This is a genomic window from Amycolatopsis camponoti (assembly GCF_902497555.1).
Classification (GTDB): domain Bacteria; phylum Actinomycetota; class Actinomycetes; order Mycobacteriales; family Pseudonocardiaceae; genus Amycolatopsis; species Amycolatopsis camponoti.
The window spans coordinates 4,320,637-4,336,934 of record NZ_CABVGP010000001.1 but is presented as its reverse complement, the minus strand read 5'-3'; the positions used below and the strand labels follow the sequence as shown (position 1 = coordinate 4,336,934).

The window sequence follows — 16,298 nt, the reverse complement described above, 5'->3', positions numbered from 1 at the left end:
ACTGCTCCATGACCACGTCCCGACAGGACCGCATCGCGGCGCTGCCCGCCCACCTGCAGGAAGCGCTGCGCCGGCGGATGGCGGGAGCGGGCGCGCGCACGCCGGAGATCCCGGCCGCCGCCGACCGCTCCCGCCCGATCCCGCTGTCGTCGGCCCAGCGCCGGCTCTGGTTCCTCAGCCGGCTGCGGCCCGGCGACCCCGAGTACAACAGCGCGTTCGCCCTGCGCCTCACCGGCGACCTCGACGTCGCCGCCCTGGGCACCGCGCTGCGGCTGCTCGTCGCCCGGCACGAGCCGCTGCGCACCACCTTCACCGAGGTCGACGGCGAAGGCGCGCAGGTGGTCCGGCCGCCGTACGACGTGCCGCTGCCCGTCGTCGACGTCGGCCCGGACGACCTCGACGCCGTGCTGCGCGAGGAGTACGTGCGGCCGTTCGACCTCGGCCGCGGGCCGCTGCTGCGCGCCCTGCTGGCCCGGCTGGGCCCCGCCGAGCACGTGCTGCTCGTCTGCGTGCACCACATCGCCACCGACGGCGCCTCGATGGGCGTGCTCACCGAAGAACTCGGCCTGCTGTATCGCGACGGTTCGCACGCCGAGTTGCCGCCGCAGCCCTTGCAGTACGCGGACTACGCGCTGTGGCAGCACGACCGGCCGACCCGTCCGGCCGGGCTCGAGCACTGGAAAGACCACCTCGCCGGGATCACGCCCTTGGACCTGCCGGCCGACCACCCGCGTCCGGCCACCCGGGGCACCGCGGGCGCGGTCCGCGAGTTCACCGTCCCCGACGACGTCGCCCGGCAGCTGGCCGAGCTGGCCCGCGCGTCGGAGACGACGTTGTTCACCGTGCTCGTCGCCGCCTGCCAGGCGCTCTTCGCGCGCTACACCGGGCAGGACGACATCGCGCTCGGCACCGTTGTGCAGGGCCGCGACCGGCCGGAACTCGAACGGGTCGTCGGGTTCTTCGTCAACACCGTCGTCCTGCGCTCGGCCGTGGACACCTCGGCGTTGTTCGCCGACCACCTGAGCATCGCGCGGCAGACGGTCCTGGACGCGTTCGCCCACGACGACGTCCCGTTCGAGGAACTCGTCGACGCCGTCCACGCCGGCCGCGACCCCGGCCGCCACCCGCTGTTCGACGTCATGGTGCTGCTGCACAACGCCGGCGGCGGCCCGTCGTTCCCCGGCCTCACCGCCGAACCGGCCGAGGTGGCCCGGGACTCGTCGAACTTCGACCTTTCGATCGAGTTCGAGGAGTCCGGCGGGCGGCTGGCCGGGCTCGTCGAGTACAGCACCGAGCTGTTCGAGGCCGCGACGATCGACCGGCTGCTCACCCACCTGCTGCGGCTCTTGGGCGGGGTCGCCGCGGATCCGGCGCGCCGGATCGCCGACCTGCCGCTGACGACCGAAGCCGAGGAAGCCGCGCTGCTGGAGTGGGGGACCAGCACGCTCGACGTTCCCGCGACGACCGTCGTCGACCTCCTCGACCACCAGGCGCGGACCCGGCCGGACGCGACCGCGCTGGTCTGCGGCGACGTCCGGCTCAGCTTCGCCGAACTCGCCGCCCGCACCGACGCGCTCGCCGCGGACCTGGCCGCGCGGGGTGCCGGGCCGGACCGCGTCGTCGCCGTGCGGCTGCCGCGCTCGGCCGAGGCGATCGTCGCGTTGTTCGCCGTGCTCAAGGCGGGCGCGGTGCACCTGTCGATCGACCCGGGGCTGCCGGAGGAACGTATCCGCGTCCTGCTGGACGACACGTGGCCGGTGGTCGTGCTGGACGGCACCGTCGTGCCCACCGGCAGATCGAGACCGGCCGGGCCACGCCCGTCCGACGCCGCCTACGTCATCCACACCTCCGGCTCGACCGGCACGCCCAAGGGCGTCGTCGTGGAGCACGCGGCCCTGGTCAACCTCGCCGCCAACCACCGGACGGTGTTCGGACGTGAGCCGATGCGCGTGGCGCTCACCGCGACGCTGTCGTTCGACACGTCTTGGGAAGGCCCGCTGCTGCTGGCCGACGGCCACGAACTGCACCTGATCACCGACGAAACCCGCCTCGACCCGGCCGCGCTCACCCGGTACGTCCGCGACTCGCGCGTCGACTTCCTCGACGTGACGCCGTCCTACCTGCGGCAGCTGCTGCCCGCCGGGCTCCTGACCGGCGAGCACCGCCCGCGGTTCCTCATGGTCGGCGGCGAGGCCATGGACCGCGACCTGTGGCGCGAACTGGCTTCCTCGGACACGGCCGCGCACAACTACTACGGACCTACCGAGTCCACTGTGGACGCCACCTGCGCGCCGGTGACCGGGGACCGTCCGCTGATCGGCCGTCCGCTCGGCAACGTCGGCGCGTACGTCCTCGACGAGCACCTGCGGCTCGTCCCGCCCGGTGTGCCGGGTGAACTCTGCCTCGCCGGGGCGCAGCTGGCCCGCGGCTACCTCGACCGGCCGGGCCTGACCGCCGACCGGTTCGTCGCGAACCCCTTCGGCGGCCCGGGATCGCGGCTGTACCGCACCGGCGACCGCGTCCGCTGGGTGGACGGGCAGCTCGAACACCTGGGCCGGCTCGACGACCAGGTCAAGGTCCGCGGGTTCCGGATCGAGCCGGGCGAGGTCGAGGCGGCGCTGCGGCCGTTCGTGACCGACGCGGCGGTCGACGTGCGCGGGGGACGGCTCGTCGCCTACGTCGTCGGCGACGCCGCTGACCTGAAAGCCGAGCTGTCCCGCACCCTGCCCGCACACCTCGTGCCGACCGCCTTCGTGCACCTGGACCGGCTGCCGCTGACCCGGCACGGCAAGCTGGACCGCCGGGCCTTGCCGGAACCGGAACTGACCGCGGCCACGGAGTACGTCGCCCCGCGGGACGACCGCGAGCGGCTGGTGACCCGGGTCTGGGCCGACGTGCTCGGCGTCGAACGCGTCGGCGTCGACGACAACTTCTTCGACCTCGGCGGCGACTCGCTGCTCGGCATCCGGGTCGTCTCCCGGCTGCGCGACGAGCTCGGCGCCGACGTCCCGGCCCGGCTCGTCTTCACCGAGCCGACTCCGGCGCAGCTGGCCGCGCAGCTCCCCGAGGCGGCCGCGCCGCAGGCGGCGATCCCGCTCCTGCCGCGCGACGCCAGGCCGCTGGAAGCGCCGCTTTCCTTCGCCCAGCAACGGCTGTGGTTCCTCGACGAGTTCGAGCCGGGCAGCACCGAGTACGTCTCACCGACCGTGCTGCGCCTGCGTGGCGAGCTGGACACCGCCGCGCTGAACCAGGCGCTCACCGCGCTGGTCGCCCGGCACGAGTCCTTGCGCACGACGTTCGCGACCGTCGACGGCCGCGGCGTCCAGGTCATCCACCCGCCGTACGCGGTCGAGGTCCCGGTGGCGGACGGCGACCTGGCCACCGCCCTGAACAGCGCCACCGGTCCGGTCGACCTGCGCACCGGACCCCTGCTGCGCACCGCGTTGACCCGGCTCGCGCCCGGTGACCACGTGCTCACCCTGGTGTTGCACCACATCGTCACCGACGGCTGGTCCTCGGGCGTGCTCCTGGGCGAGCTGGCCGCGCTCTACGCCGCGTTCAGCCGCGGCGAGGACCCGGCGCTGCCGCCGTTGCCGCTGCAGTACGCCGACTACGCGGTCTGGCAACGGGACCGCACGGAGTTCGACGACCAGCTCGGCTACTGGCGTCACCGCCTCGACGGCGTCCCGGTACTCGACCTCCCCACCGACCGGCCGCGCCCGGCCGTCCGCACCAAGAACGGCGCCCTGCACGAGTTCAGCGTCCCGGCCGGCACCACCGCCCGGCTCAAGGAACTGTCGCGGCAGCACGGCGGCACGCTGTTCATGACGCTGCTCGCCGCCTGCCAGCTGCTGTTCGCCCGCTGGTCGGGCCAAGACGACATCGCCGTCGGCACCGTCGTCACCGGCCGCGAGCGCACCGAACTGGAAGGGCTCATCGGCTTCTTCGTCAACACCCTCGTCCTGCGGTCGACTGTGGACCTCGACCGCGGGTTCGACGCTTTCCTCGGCCACGTGCGCGAGACCGTGCTGGACGCCTTCGCCCACCAGGACGTCCCGTTCGACCGCGTCGTCGACGACCTGCAGCCGGAACGCGACTCCAGCCGCACGCCGCTGTGCCAGGTGATGGTCGTGCTGCACAACACCCCGGACGCCCGGCCCGCGCTGCCCGGCCTCGACGTCGAAGAGCTGGCCCCGCCGATCGTCACCGCAGGCTTCGACCTGATGGTGCACTTCCAGGAGACCGCCGGGCGGCTCGACGCGCTCGTCAACTACAACACCGACCTGTTCGACGCCACGACCATCGAGCGACTCACCGGCTGGCTGCGCACTCTCCTGGACGGCATCGCCGCCACGCCGTCGCACCCCCTGGGCGGGCTGCCGTGGATGACCGACGCTGAGCGCGAACTGGTCCTGCGCGAGTGGAACCCGGTCGGCGTGCCCGAGCCGCAGCCGACCCTACCCGAGCTGTTCGCGGCGCAGGCCGCGCGCACGCCGGACGCCGTCGCCGTGACGCACGAGAGCACCGAGCTGACCTACCGCGAACTCGACCGGCGGGCGAACCGCCTGGCCCACCGGCTGATCGCCGAGGGGGCCGGGCCCGACCGGCTGGTCGCGCTTCGGCTGCCGCGCTCGGCCGACCTCGTCGTCGGGGTCTTGGGCGTGCTCAAGTCCGGCGCCGGCTACCTGCCGATCGACCCGGACTACCCGCCCGCGCGCATCGAGGCGACGCTCGCCGACGCCCGCCCGGTCTGCGTCGTCGACGACGCGCACGCCGAGGACTGGCCGGACACCGAACCCGGGGTGCGGATGGACCCGGAGAACACGGCGTACGTCATCTACACCTCCGGCTCGACCGGCGTGCCGAAGGGCGTGCTCGTCCCGCACGCCAACGTCACCCGGCTCTTCTCCTCGACCGCGCACTGGTTCGGCTTCGACGACCAGGACGTCTGGACGCTCTTCCACTCCTACGCCTTCGACTTCTCGGTGTGGGAGCTGTGGGGCGCGCTGCTGCACGGCGGCCGGCTCGTCGTCGTCCCGGCCGACGTCGTCCGCGCTCCCGAGGACTTCCTGACGCTGCTGGCCGAGCAGCGCGTGACCGTGCTGAACCAGACGCCGTCGGCGTTCTACCGGCTCGGCACGCTGCCGTCCCCGCCGCTGAGCCTGCGGTATGTCATCTTCGGCGGCGAGGCTCTGGATCCGGTACGGCTGGCGGACTGGCGCCGCCGGCACCCGGACGGCCCGCGGCTGGTCGACATGTACGGCATCACCGAGACCACCGTGCACGTCACCCACCGCGTCCTCGACGACGACCGCGCCACGGTCGGCGGGCCGATCCCCGACCTGCGCGCCTACGTCTTGGACGCGGACCTCGCGCCGGTCCCGCCCGGCGTCACCGGCGAGCTGTACGTCGCCGGCGCCGGACTCGCCCGCGGTTACCTGAACCGGCCGGGGCTGACGGCGTCCCGGTTCGTCGCCGACCCGTTCGGCGCGCCCGGCACCCGGATGTACCGCACCGGCGACCTGCTGTGCTGGACTTCCGGGGGCGAACTGGCCTACCGCGGCCGCGCCGACCACCAGGTCAAGATCCGCGGCTTCCGCATCGAACTCGGCGAGGTCGAGGCGGCGCTGACCGCGCACCCGGACGTGACCGGCGCCGCCGTCGTCGCCCACGGCACCGGCGACACGCGCCGGCTCGTCGCCTACCTGACCGGGACCGTGCCCGGGACCACCGCACTGCGTGAGTTCCTCGGCCGTTCCCTGCCCGCGCACATGGTGCCCGCGGTGTTCGTCGGCCTGGCCGAGCTGCCGCTCAACGCCAACGGCAAGCTCGACCACAAGGCCCTGCCCGAACCCGGCGCGCGCACCGAAACCCGTTATGTCGCCCCGCGCACGTCCGAAGAGACCGTGCTGGCCGACATCTGGTCGGCGGTGCTCGGCGTCGACCGCGTCAGCGTCGAGGACAACTTCTTCGGCCTCGGCGGCGACTCGATCCTCAGCATCCAGGTCGTCGCCCGCGCCCGCCAGGCGGGCCTGGGGATTTCGTCGAAGGACCTGTTCCAGCACCAGACCGTCGCCGAGCTGGCCCGGGTCGCCACGCCGAGCGCGGCTCCCGTGGTCGTCGAAGAGGCCGGGCCCGCGCCGCTCGGCCCGATCCAGTCGTGGCTGTTCGAGCACCTCGCCGAGCCGTGGCGGCTGACCATGTCCGTCCACGTCGTACTGTCCTCCGTGGACAGGGTGCGGCTCGTCCGCGCGGTCGCCGCGGTGACCGACCGGCACGACGCCCTGCGCATGCGGTTCTCCCGGGCGGACGGCACCTGGCGGCAGGAACCCGCCGCCGCGGAGACCGCCGACGTCCTCCGGCACGTCGACCTGTCCGAAGTGGACGACGTCGTCGCCGCGATGCACACCGAGGCCGTCCGCGCGCAGACGTCCCTGGACATCGCGAACGGCCCGGTCTGGCGGGTGGTCCTGTTCACCTTCGCCGACCGCGCGCCCCAGCTGTTCCTCACCGCCCACCACCTCGTCATGGACGGCGTCTCCTGGCGCGTCCTGCTCGGCGACCTCGACCGCGCCTACCACGGCGAAGCCCTGGAACCGGTGGGCAGCTCGTTCACGCACTGGGCCCGGTCGCTGGCCGAGCACGTGAAAATGGGACACCTCGACAAGCACACCGCGTATTGGGAAACTGCCCTCCGCGGTGCGCGGACGGACCTCCCGGTCGACCGCTCCGGCCGCAACCGCGCGAAGTCGGCGCGCGCGGTCTCGGTGTCACTTGGCCGGGCCGAGACCGCCGCGCTCCTGCAGGACGTGCCGGCGGCGTACCGCACCGAAGTCAACGACGTGCTGCTCAGCGCCCTCGGCCGGGTGCTCGCCCGCTGGACGGGCCGCGCGCGCGTCGTCGTCGCGATGGAAGGTCACGGCCGCGAGGAAATCGCGGCCCCGCTGGACCTGTCCCGGACGATCGGCTGGTTCACCGCCCAGTACCCGTTGGTCCTCACGGTGCCCGACGGGGATTGGGGTGACGTCCTCAAGGCCGTCAAGGAACAGCTGCGCGCGGTGCCCGACAAGGGCGCCGGGTATGAAGCTCTGCGCTACCTGAGCCCGCGGGACGCGCCCGGTGCCGCGCTGCGCGACGACCCGGCCCCGCGGATCTCCTTCAACTACCACGGCCGCTGGGACGTCGAGGGCGACGGCTGGTACCAGGGCCGCGGCGAACCCCTCGGGCACGACAGCGACCCGGAAGGCACCCGGCCGTACCTGCTCGACGTCGTCGGCGTCGTCGAAGCCGGTGAGCTGCACTTCACCTGGGAGTACTCCGAAGAAGTGCACGACGAGACCACCGTCCGCGCGCTCGCTTCGGCGCTGGTCGAAGCCTTGGCCGAGGTGGTGGACCACTGCGCCGAAGCCGGTGGCCGCACCCCGTCGGACTTCCCGCTGGCCCGGCTCGACCAGGGCACCGTCGACCGGCTGGCCGGCGACGGCCGCGACGTCGAGGACATCTACCCGCTCACCCCGCTGCAGGCCGGGATGGTGTTCCACAGCCTGGTCGACCGCGATTCGAGCGCGTACTTCGACCAGTTCCGCCTGCGGCTGGCCGGCGTCCGCGACCCGCGCGCGCTCGCCGAGGCGTGGCAGCGCGTGGTGGACCGGACGCCGATCCTGCGCAGCAGCATGGTCTGGGACGGCGTCGACGAGCCGCTCCAGCGCGTCCACCGGCACGTCCGCGTCCCGGTCGGGCAGCACGACTGGCGCGGCCGGGCTGAGAGCGAGCAGGGGGCGGCGCTGGTCTCCCTGCTCCAAGCCGACCAAGCCGCGGGGATGGAGCTGACGGCACCGCCGTTGATGCGCCTGGAAATCGCCCGCGTCGCCGACGACGAGGTCCAGCTGGTCTGGACGTCGCACCACGTCCTGCTCGACGGCTGGAGCACGGCCCAGGTCTTCGGCGAGGTGGCCGAGCAGTACGCGGCGATCGCCGGCGGCCGGACCGCCGAGCTGGCGCCGCGCCGCCCGTTCCGCGACTACCTCGCCTGGCTGGCGGCGCAGGACCACGCCGAAGCCGAACGCCACTGGCACGCGGTGCTGGGTGACTTCGCGGCCCCGACGCCGTTGCCGTACGACCGCCGTCCCCAGGAGGCCCACCGCGCCGAATCGGCCGCCGAAGTGCGGGTGGAGCTGTCCGGTTCGGAGTCGTCCCGGTTGCGCGAGGTGGCGAAGGCGGCCGCGCTGACGGTGAACTCGGTGGTCCAGGGCGCGTGGGCACTGCTGCTGGCCCGGCACAGCGGCGAGTCCGACGTCCTGTTCGGCACCACGGTCTCCGGGCGCCCGGCCGAGCTGCCCGGCGTCGAGGCGATGATCGGCATGTTCATCAACACCGTGCCGACCCGCATCGAAGTCCACAACGCACTCTCGGTCACCGAATGGCTGCGGACGATTCAGGGTGAGCAGGCCGAAGCGCGGCGGTACGACTTCCTCGCGCTGTCCCGGCTGCAGGCGTTCACCGCGGTCCCGGCGGGCACGGCGTTGTTCGACAGCGTGGTGGTCTTCGAGAACTACCCGATCGAGGACAGCGGACAGGACGGTGTGCGCGTGCTGGACGTCAGCTCGCTCGACACCACGAGTTACCCGCTCAACCTCACGGCTTTCCTGCACGACCGGCTCGGCCTCGAGCTGTCCTACGACCCGCGGCTGTTCGACGAGCCGACGGTCCGGCGGCTGGCGGGGCAGCTCGCCCAGCTGGTCCGCGCCATCGCCGCCGACCCGGACCGTCGCCTCGGCGAGCTGTCCTTCTCGACGCCCGAAGAGCGGCGACAACTGGTCAAGGCCGGGGTGGGTGCGACGCTCGACGTTCCCTCCGGCACGGTCCTGGACATCTTCGAAGCGACGGTGGCGCGAACCCCGCACGAGACGGCGCTCGTCTTCCGCGACACCCGGCTGACCTACGCTGAGCTCGACGCGCGCGCCACCGAGCTGTCCCGCCGGTTGATCGGCGCGGGGGCCGGGCCCGAGCGGGTGGTGGCGATCCGGTTGCCGCGCTCGGCGGAGGCGGTCATCGCGATCCTGGCGGCATTCAAGGCCGGGGCGGCTTACTTGCCGATCGATCCTGGACTGCCCGAAGATCGGGTGCGGATGCTGGTCGAGGACGCGTGCCCGGTGGTGGTGCTGGACGGGACCGAGCTGCCGCCGGCGCCGGATTCGGTCGCGGCCGCCGAGGCCACCCGCCCGGCACCGGAAGCGGTCGCCGGGTCTGGGCTCGTTGCCGCCGAGGGCACTGGTTCGGCGCAGGATGCGGCAGACGCAACCCGCCCCGGGCCCGCGAACACCGCCTACGTCCTCTACACCTCCGGCTCCACCGGCCGTCCGAAGGGCGTGCTCGTCGAGCACCGCGGCCTGATGAACATGCTCGCGAACCACCGAGGCGTCTTCCTCGGCGGCCCGCGGACCCGGGCCGCGCTCACGGCGTCGTTCTCCTTCGACACCTCCTGGGAACCGCTGCTCGCCCTGGTCGAGGGCCACGAGCTGCACGTGCTGGACGACGACACCCGGCTCGACCCGCACGCCGCCGTCCGGTACGTCCGAAACCACCAGATCGACCTGCTCGACCTCACCCCGACCTACCTGCAGCAGCTCCTCGGCGCCGGCCTCCTCACCGGGGAACACCGGCCCGGCACCGTGCTCGTCGGCGGCGAAGCGACCGGCGAGACGCTCTGGCGAGAGCTGGCCGCGTCCGGCGTGGCCGCCCACAACTACTACGGGCCGACCGAAGTGACCGTCGACGCCACGCACGCCCCCGTCACCGGTGACCGGCCGTCGATCGGGCAGCCCCTGGCCAACCTGGCGGCCTACGTGCTGGACGCGGCGGGCCACCCGGTGCCCGACGGCGTCGCGGGGGAGCTGTTCCTCGCCGGCCCCCAGCTGGCCCGCGGCTACCTGAACCGGCCGGGCCTGACCGCCGACCGGTTCGTCGCCGACCCCTTCGGGCCGCCGGGGACCCGGATGTACCGGACCGGCGACCGCGTGCGCCGGGCCGCCGGCGGCCGGCTGGACTACCTCGGCCGCCTCGACGACCAGGTCAAGATCCGCGGCTTCCGCGTCGAACCGGGCGAGATCGAGGCCGCGCTCCGGCAGCACCCGGCGGTCACCGACACGACGGTGGTGGCCCGCGACGGTCGCCTCGTCGCCTACGTCGTCGGCGAAACGCGCGAGCTGCGGACCTGGCTGCGCGGCCGCCTGCCGGACTACCTCGTGCCGTCGGCGTTCGTCGCGCTGACCGCGATCCCGTTGAACCGCAACGGGAAGATCGACCGCCACGCGCTGCCCGCCCCCGAGCGCGACGCCGAAGCCGAGTACGTCGAGCCGCGGACGACGACCGAACGCCGACTCGCCGCGGTCTGGGCCGACGTGCTGCGCGTCGAGCGCGTCGGGCTCACCGACAGCTTCTTCGAACTCGGCGGCGACTCGATCAGCAGCATGCGGATCACCTCCCGAGTCCGGGCGGAGTTCGGCGTCGAGGTCTCGCCGCGCGCGCTGTTCACCGCGCCCACCCTCGGCCGGTTCGCCGCCGGGCTGCCCGCGGCGCGGGCCACCGCGCGGCCGATCCCGGCGGTCCCGCGGGACGGCGCCCTGCCGCTTTCCTTCGCGCAGCAACGGCTTTGGTTCCTGGACGAGTTCGAACCGGGAAGCACCGAATACCTCTCGCCGACGGCGCTGCGGCTGCGTGGCGAGCTCGACGTGACCGCGTTGCGCCGGGCGCTGAACGCCGTCGTCGCACGGCACGAGTCGCTGCGGACCACGTTCGCCACCGTCGACGGCCGGGGCGTCCAGCTGGTGCGGGAGCCGTACGACGTCGAACTGCCGGTCGAGGACTTCACCGAAGAGGCGCTGGCGCGGGAGCTGCGGGAGCCGTTCGACCTGCGCACCGGGCCGCTGCTGCGGGCGCGCCTGTTCCGGCAGGCGCCCGACGAGCACGTGCTGCTGCTGGTGCTGCACCACATCGTCACCGACGGCTGGTCCTCCGGCGTGCTGACGTCGGAACTCGACGCCTGCTACACCGCGTTCACCCAGGACGCGGTACCGGATCTGCCCGCACTGCCCGTGCAGTACGCCGATTTCGCCGTCTGGCAACGGGAATCCCTCGACGGGCCGGTGCTCGCCGAGCAGCTCGGCCACTGGCGCGAGCGCCTCGACGGCGTGGCGCCGCTCGAACTGCCGACCGACCGCCCGCGCCCGCCCGTGCGCACCACCGAGGGCGACTGGGTCGAGTTCACCGTGCCGGCCGAGGTCACCGCGCGGCTCAAGGAGCTGGCGGGCGAGGGCGACGGCACGCTGTTCATGACCCTCGTCGCCGCTTGCCAGGTGCTGCTCGCCCGGTGGGCCGGGCAGGAGGACGTCGCGGTCGGCACGGTCACCGCCGGCCGCGAGCGACCCGAGCTGGAACGGCTGATCGGCTTCTTCGTCAACACCCTGGTCCTGCGGTCCACCGTGGATGGACGACGGTCTTTCCGGGAGTTCCTCGCCGAGGTGCGGACCACGGTCCTCGACGCCTTCGCCCACCAGGACGTGCCGTTCGAGCGGGTCGTGGACGCGGTACAGCCGGTCCGAGACTCGAGCCGGACCCCGCTGTTCCAGGTGATGGTGGCGCTGCAGAACACCGGCGACGAGCCGGGTGGCGGCACCCTCTCCGCCGAGGAGGTCGCGCTGCCGATGACGTCCGCGACCTTCGACCTGCTCGTGCAGTTCGAGGAGCACGACGGCGCCCTGCGCGGGGCGATCAACTACAGCACCGGCCTGTTCGACACCGCCACGATCGAGCGGGTGGCCGAGCGGCTGCGGGTCCTGCTGGCCGAAGCGGCGACGGACCCGGACCGGCCCGTCGGCGACCTTTCGCTGTTCCTGCCCGGTGAGCGCGAGGACGTGCTCGCCACAGCCCCGCGGGACCCGCGGCCCGACGTCGCCCTGCCCGCCCTGCTGCGCCACGACTCCGACGACGTCGCCGTGTCCGACGACCGGATGTTGCTCAGCCACCGCGAACTGGACGTCCGCGCCAACCGGCTGGCGCACCGGCTGCTCGGCGCCGGGGCCGGGCCGGAGACCCGGGTCGCCGTGCTGCTGCCGCGGTCGGCGGACCTGCTGGTGGCGCTGCTGGCGGTGCTCAAGACCGGCGCGGCGTACGTCCCGATCGACCCGGGCTACCCGGCCGATCGCATCGCGTACATGCTCGAAGACGCGCGTCCGGTCTGCGTGGTCGAAGACGCCGACGCGGCCGGTTTCCCGGACCACGCCCCGGAAGTCGCCCTCGACCCGGAGCACCCGGCGTACGTCATCTACACGTCCGGCTCGACCGGCCGGCCCAAGGGCGTGGTCGTGAGCCACCGCGCGGCGGCGAACTACCTGCGCTGGGCCGTCGACGCGTACCCGGGCCTGGGCGGCACCGCCGTGCTGCACTCGTCGGTGTCGTTCGACCTCACCGTCACGACGCTGTTCGGCCCGCTCCTTGCGGGCGGCCGCATCCGGGTCGCCGACGTCCTGGAAGCCGAGCCCGTGCCGTGCACGTTCCTCAAGGCGACGCCCAGCCACCTGCCCGTCCTGGCGGGCGACCCGCGGGACCTCGTCGTCGGCGGCGAACAGCTGCTCGGCGACGTGCTGGACCGGTGGCGGCAGGCGCACCCGGGCGCCACCGTGATCAACGAGTACGGGCCGACCGAGACGACGGTCGGCTGCATGGAGTACCGCGTCGAACCCGGGGACGCCGTCCCCGCCGGGGCGGTCCCCATCGGCCACCCGATCCGCAACACCCGGCTCTACGTGCTCGACGCCGGGCTGAACCCGGTCCCGCCGGGCATCCCCGGCGAGCTGTACATCGCCGGTGACGGGCTCGCCCGCGGCTACCTCGACCGGCCCGGGCTGACGGCGTCGCGGTTCGTCGCCTGCCCGTTCGGGCCACCGGGGGAGCGGATGTACCGCTCCGGCGACCGGGTGACGCGGCGGCCGGATGGCGAGCTGGTCTACCACGGCCGCGCCGACGAGCAGGTCAAGATCCGCGGCCACCGCATCGAACCCGGCGAGATCGAGGCCGCGCTGCGGGCGCACCCCGCGGTCACCGACGCGGCCGTGCTCGCGCGGGACGGGCGGCTGATCGCCTACGTCGTGCCGGACGCCGAACCGGACCTGCGCGAGTTCCTCGGCCGGTCGCTGCCGGACTACATGCTGCCCTCGGCGATCGTCGCGCTGGACGCGTTGCCGGTGACCCGCAACGGGAAGCTCGACCGGGCCGCCCTGCCCGACGCCGACGCCGAAGAACACCGGTACGTCGAGCCGTCCGGGCCGGTCGAGCCGGTGCTGGCCGCGATCTGGGCCGAAGTGCTGGGCCGCGAGCGGGTCGGTGCGCGGGACAACTTCTTCGAGCTGGGCGGGGATTCGATCCTCAGCATCCAGGTCGTGCACCGCGCCCGCCTCGCGGGACTGCGGATGCGCTCGAAGGACCTGTTCGCCCACCAGACGGTCGCGTCGCTGGCGACCGTGGTCACCGCGGCGGACGAAGACCGGGCGCAGCACGAAGCCGTCGTCGGCGACGTACCGCTCACGCCGATCCAGCGGTGGTTCCTCGACGCGGAGCCGGCGAACCCGGCCCACTTCAACCAGTCCGTGCTGCTCGAACTGGCCGGGCCGCCGAACGAGGAGGCGCTGCAGCAGGCGCTCGACGCCGTCGCCGCCCACCACGACGCCCTGCGCCTGCGGTTCACCCGCGACGACGGGCAGTGGCGGCAGCACAACGACGCACCCGAAGCGGCGGTCCCGCTGCGGATACTGTCCACTTCGGACCCCGAAGCCGTCGCCGACGAGGTGCACGCGAGCTTCGACCTCGCGCGGCCGCCGCAGCTGCGGGCGGTGCTGTTCGAACCGGACCGGCTCTTCCTCGCGGCGCACCACCTGGTGGTCGACGCGGTGTCGTGGAGCATCCTCGTGGAGGACCTCGAGCGGGCCTACGGGCAGATCCAGGCGGGGGAGAAGGCCGACCTGGGCGCGAAGACGACGTCGTTCCGCGACTGGGCGCGGCGGCTGCGCGAGTTCGCCGAAGGCGGCGGCCTGGACGAGCAGCGCGAGTTCTGGGCACGCGAACTGCCGGGCTGTGCGCTCCCGCTCGACCACACCGGCGATCGCACGGCCGCGGTCGAGTCCGTGCCGCTCGAGGTCGGCGAGCGCGACACCGACGCCCTGCTGCACCTGGCGCCCGGGGCGTACCGGACGCGGATCAACGACGTGCTGCTCAGCGCGCTCGCATGGGCCGTCCGCCGGTGGACCGGACAGGACTCGGTCGCGATCGACCTGGAAGGCCACGGCCGCGAGGAGGTCTTCGACGGCGTGGACCTGTCCCGGACGGTCGGCTGGTTCACCACGCTGTTCCCGGTCGGGCTGACCGTCGACCCGGACGCGGACTGGCGCGCGCTGGTCAAGTCCGTCCGGCGGCAGCTGCGTGCGGTGCCGGGCAACGGGTTCGGCCACGGCGTCCTGCGCTCCTACCGGTTCCCGGAGCTGGGCGCGAACACCCCGCAGCTGGCGTTCAACTACCTCGGCCAGGGCGACGGCACGGGCGGCGGTGACGGCCTCTTCCGCGCGTCGCACCCACCGATCGGCCGCGAGCAGGACCCGGCGAACGTGCCCGCGCACCTCCTCGAGGTGGTCGGCGGCGTGCGGGACGGCCGGCTGGAGTTCACCTGGTTCTTCCGGCCGGACCGGCACGACCGCGCGACGGTCGAGGCCGTCGCCGCCGGCTTCGCGGAAGCCTTGCGGCGCATCGCCGCCGACTGCCGAGGGGAGCAGGCGTGAGCGCGCCGAGCGAGGTGAAGCTGTCCCGCAACCGGGACTACCGGCTGCTGTGGACCGGCCAGGTCGTGTCCGAGGCCGGGTTCAGCACCACGACGATCGCGTTCCCCCTGCTGGTGCTGGCGATCACGGGCTCGGCCGCGCAGTCCGGGCTGGTGCTCGGCGCGATCGCGATCGCGCAGCTGGTCGCCGGGCTGCCGGCCGGCGCCCTCGTCGACCGCTGGTCGCGCAAGCGGATCATGCTCGGCTGCGAGGCGGTGCAGGCGCTCGGGGCGGCCAGCCTGGTGCTCGCCCTGTGGTGGGGCGTGGCCGGGGTGGCGCAGCTCGTCGTCGTCGCCGTCGTGATGGGGCTGTGCCGGGCGTTGTTCGAACCGGCCGAGGAAGCCAGCCTGCCGCACCTGGTGAGCACCGAGCAGGTCCCGTCGGCGGTGGCGCTGAACGCGGCGCGCACCAGCGCCGGCCAGCTGTCGGGCACGGCGCTCGGCGGCTTCCTGTTCGCGTTGGGCCGGCTCGCGCCGTTCGTCTTCGACGTCGTCGCGCACGTGGTCGCGTTCGTGTCGCTGGTGTTCGTCCGCCTGCCCGCGCGTCCGGAGCCGGCGGCGGAACGGCCGCCCGCGCACTTGGGCCGGGAGATCGCCGAAGGGCTGCGCTGGGTGTGGCACCAGCCGCGCGTGCGCGTCACGGCGGTGTGCGCGATCGTCCTGAACCTGTTCTTCGCGGCGTACTACCTGGTGATCATCGTGCTGGCGAACGAACGCGGCGTGCCGCCCGGCGAGATCGGCGTGATGGCCGCGATGCTCGGCGGCGGTGGCATCGCCGGGGCGCTGGCCGCGCCGTACCTGCACCGCAAGCTCAGCCCGTACGCGCTGATCATCGGCGTGTTCTGGGGGTTGGCGCTGCTGACACCGCTGGCGGTGTTCGTCCACAACGGCTACCTGATGGGTCTGCTGTTCGCGGCGATGGCGTTCCTGGCCCCGGCGGCGAACACGACCATCAACACCTACCAGCTGCTCTTCACACCCGACGAGCTGCGCGGCCGCCTCGGCGGCGTGATGGGTGTGACGGGCGGGCTGGCCGCAGCGCTCGGCCCGGCGCTCGGCGGCTGGCTCGTCGACCTCCTCCCCGATTCGGCCGCCGTGCTCACCTGCGCGGGGGCGATCGCGGCGGTCACGGTGCTGACGACGTTCAGCCGCACCCTGCGCGGCTTCCCTTCCGTGTCCGATGTCGAAACCGTCAACAACAAGGAGTCCTGATGGACGAGAACACCACCTACCAGGTCCTGGTCAACGACGAGGGCCAGTACTCCCTCTGGCCGGCGGACAAGGAGGTCCCGGCCGGCTGGCACCCCGACGGCACGCGCGGGACCCGGCAGGAGTGCATGGACCACGTGGACGAGGTGTGGACGGACATGCGGCCCCGCAGCCTGCAGGAACGGATGTCGGCCGGCTGACCCCGGCGGCGCCTGGGCCGGACCTC

At 73.4% G+C, this 16,298-nt stretch carries 3 protein-coding genes; all 3 read left to right on the top strand.

What is annotated here, in order from left to right:
• The first annotated feature begins 8 nt into the window (after positions 1-8).
• Genes AA23TX_RS20280 through AA23TX_RS20270 form a run of 3 tightly spaced genes read left to right on the top strand, consistent with a single transcriptional unit; the run spans position 9 to position 16,272 of the window.
• Positions 9-14,825: a non-ribosomal peptide synthase/polyketide synthase gene (locus AA23TX_RS20280; RefSeq protein ID WP_155544058.1), complete on the top strand. Its 14,817-nt coding sequence runs from the start codon at positions 9-11 to the stop codon at positions 14,823-14,825.
• Positions 14,822-16,075 carry an MFS transporter gene (locus AA23TX_RS20275; protein WP_230862583.1) on the top strand — a complete coding sequence of 418 codons (1,254 nt, stop codon included), beginning with the start codon at positions 14,822-14,824 and terminating at the stop codon, positions 16,073-16,075. Before AA23TX_RS20280 ends, AA23TX_RS20275 begins: the two co-directional genes overlap by 4 nt.
• The gene (locus AA23TX_RS20270; RefSeq protein ID WP_155544057.1) at positions 16,075-16,272 is read left to right on the top strand and encodes an MbtH family protein; all 198 of its coding nucleotides are present in this window, start codon (positions 16,075-16,077) and stop codon (positions 16,270-16,272) included. The genes AA23TX_RS20275 and AA23TX_RS20270 overlap by 1 nt, the downstream gene beginning before the upstream one ends.
• The last annotated feature ends 26 nt before the right edge of the window (positions 16,273-16,298 follow it).

What these genes read in the sequence shown, in the direction of transcription:
- AA23TX_RS20280 (WP_155544058.1), top strand. Translation starts at nt 9, where the DNA reads ATGACCACGTCCCGACAGGACCGCATCGCGGCGCTGCCCGCCCACCTG.
- AA23TX_RS20270 (WP_155544057.1), top strand. Translation starts at nt 16,075, where the DNA reads ATGGACGAGAACACCACCTACCAGGTCCTGGTCAACGACGAGGGCCAG.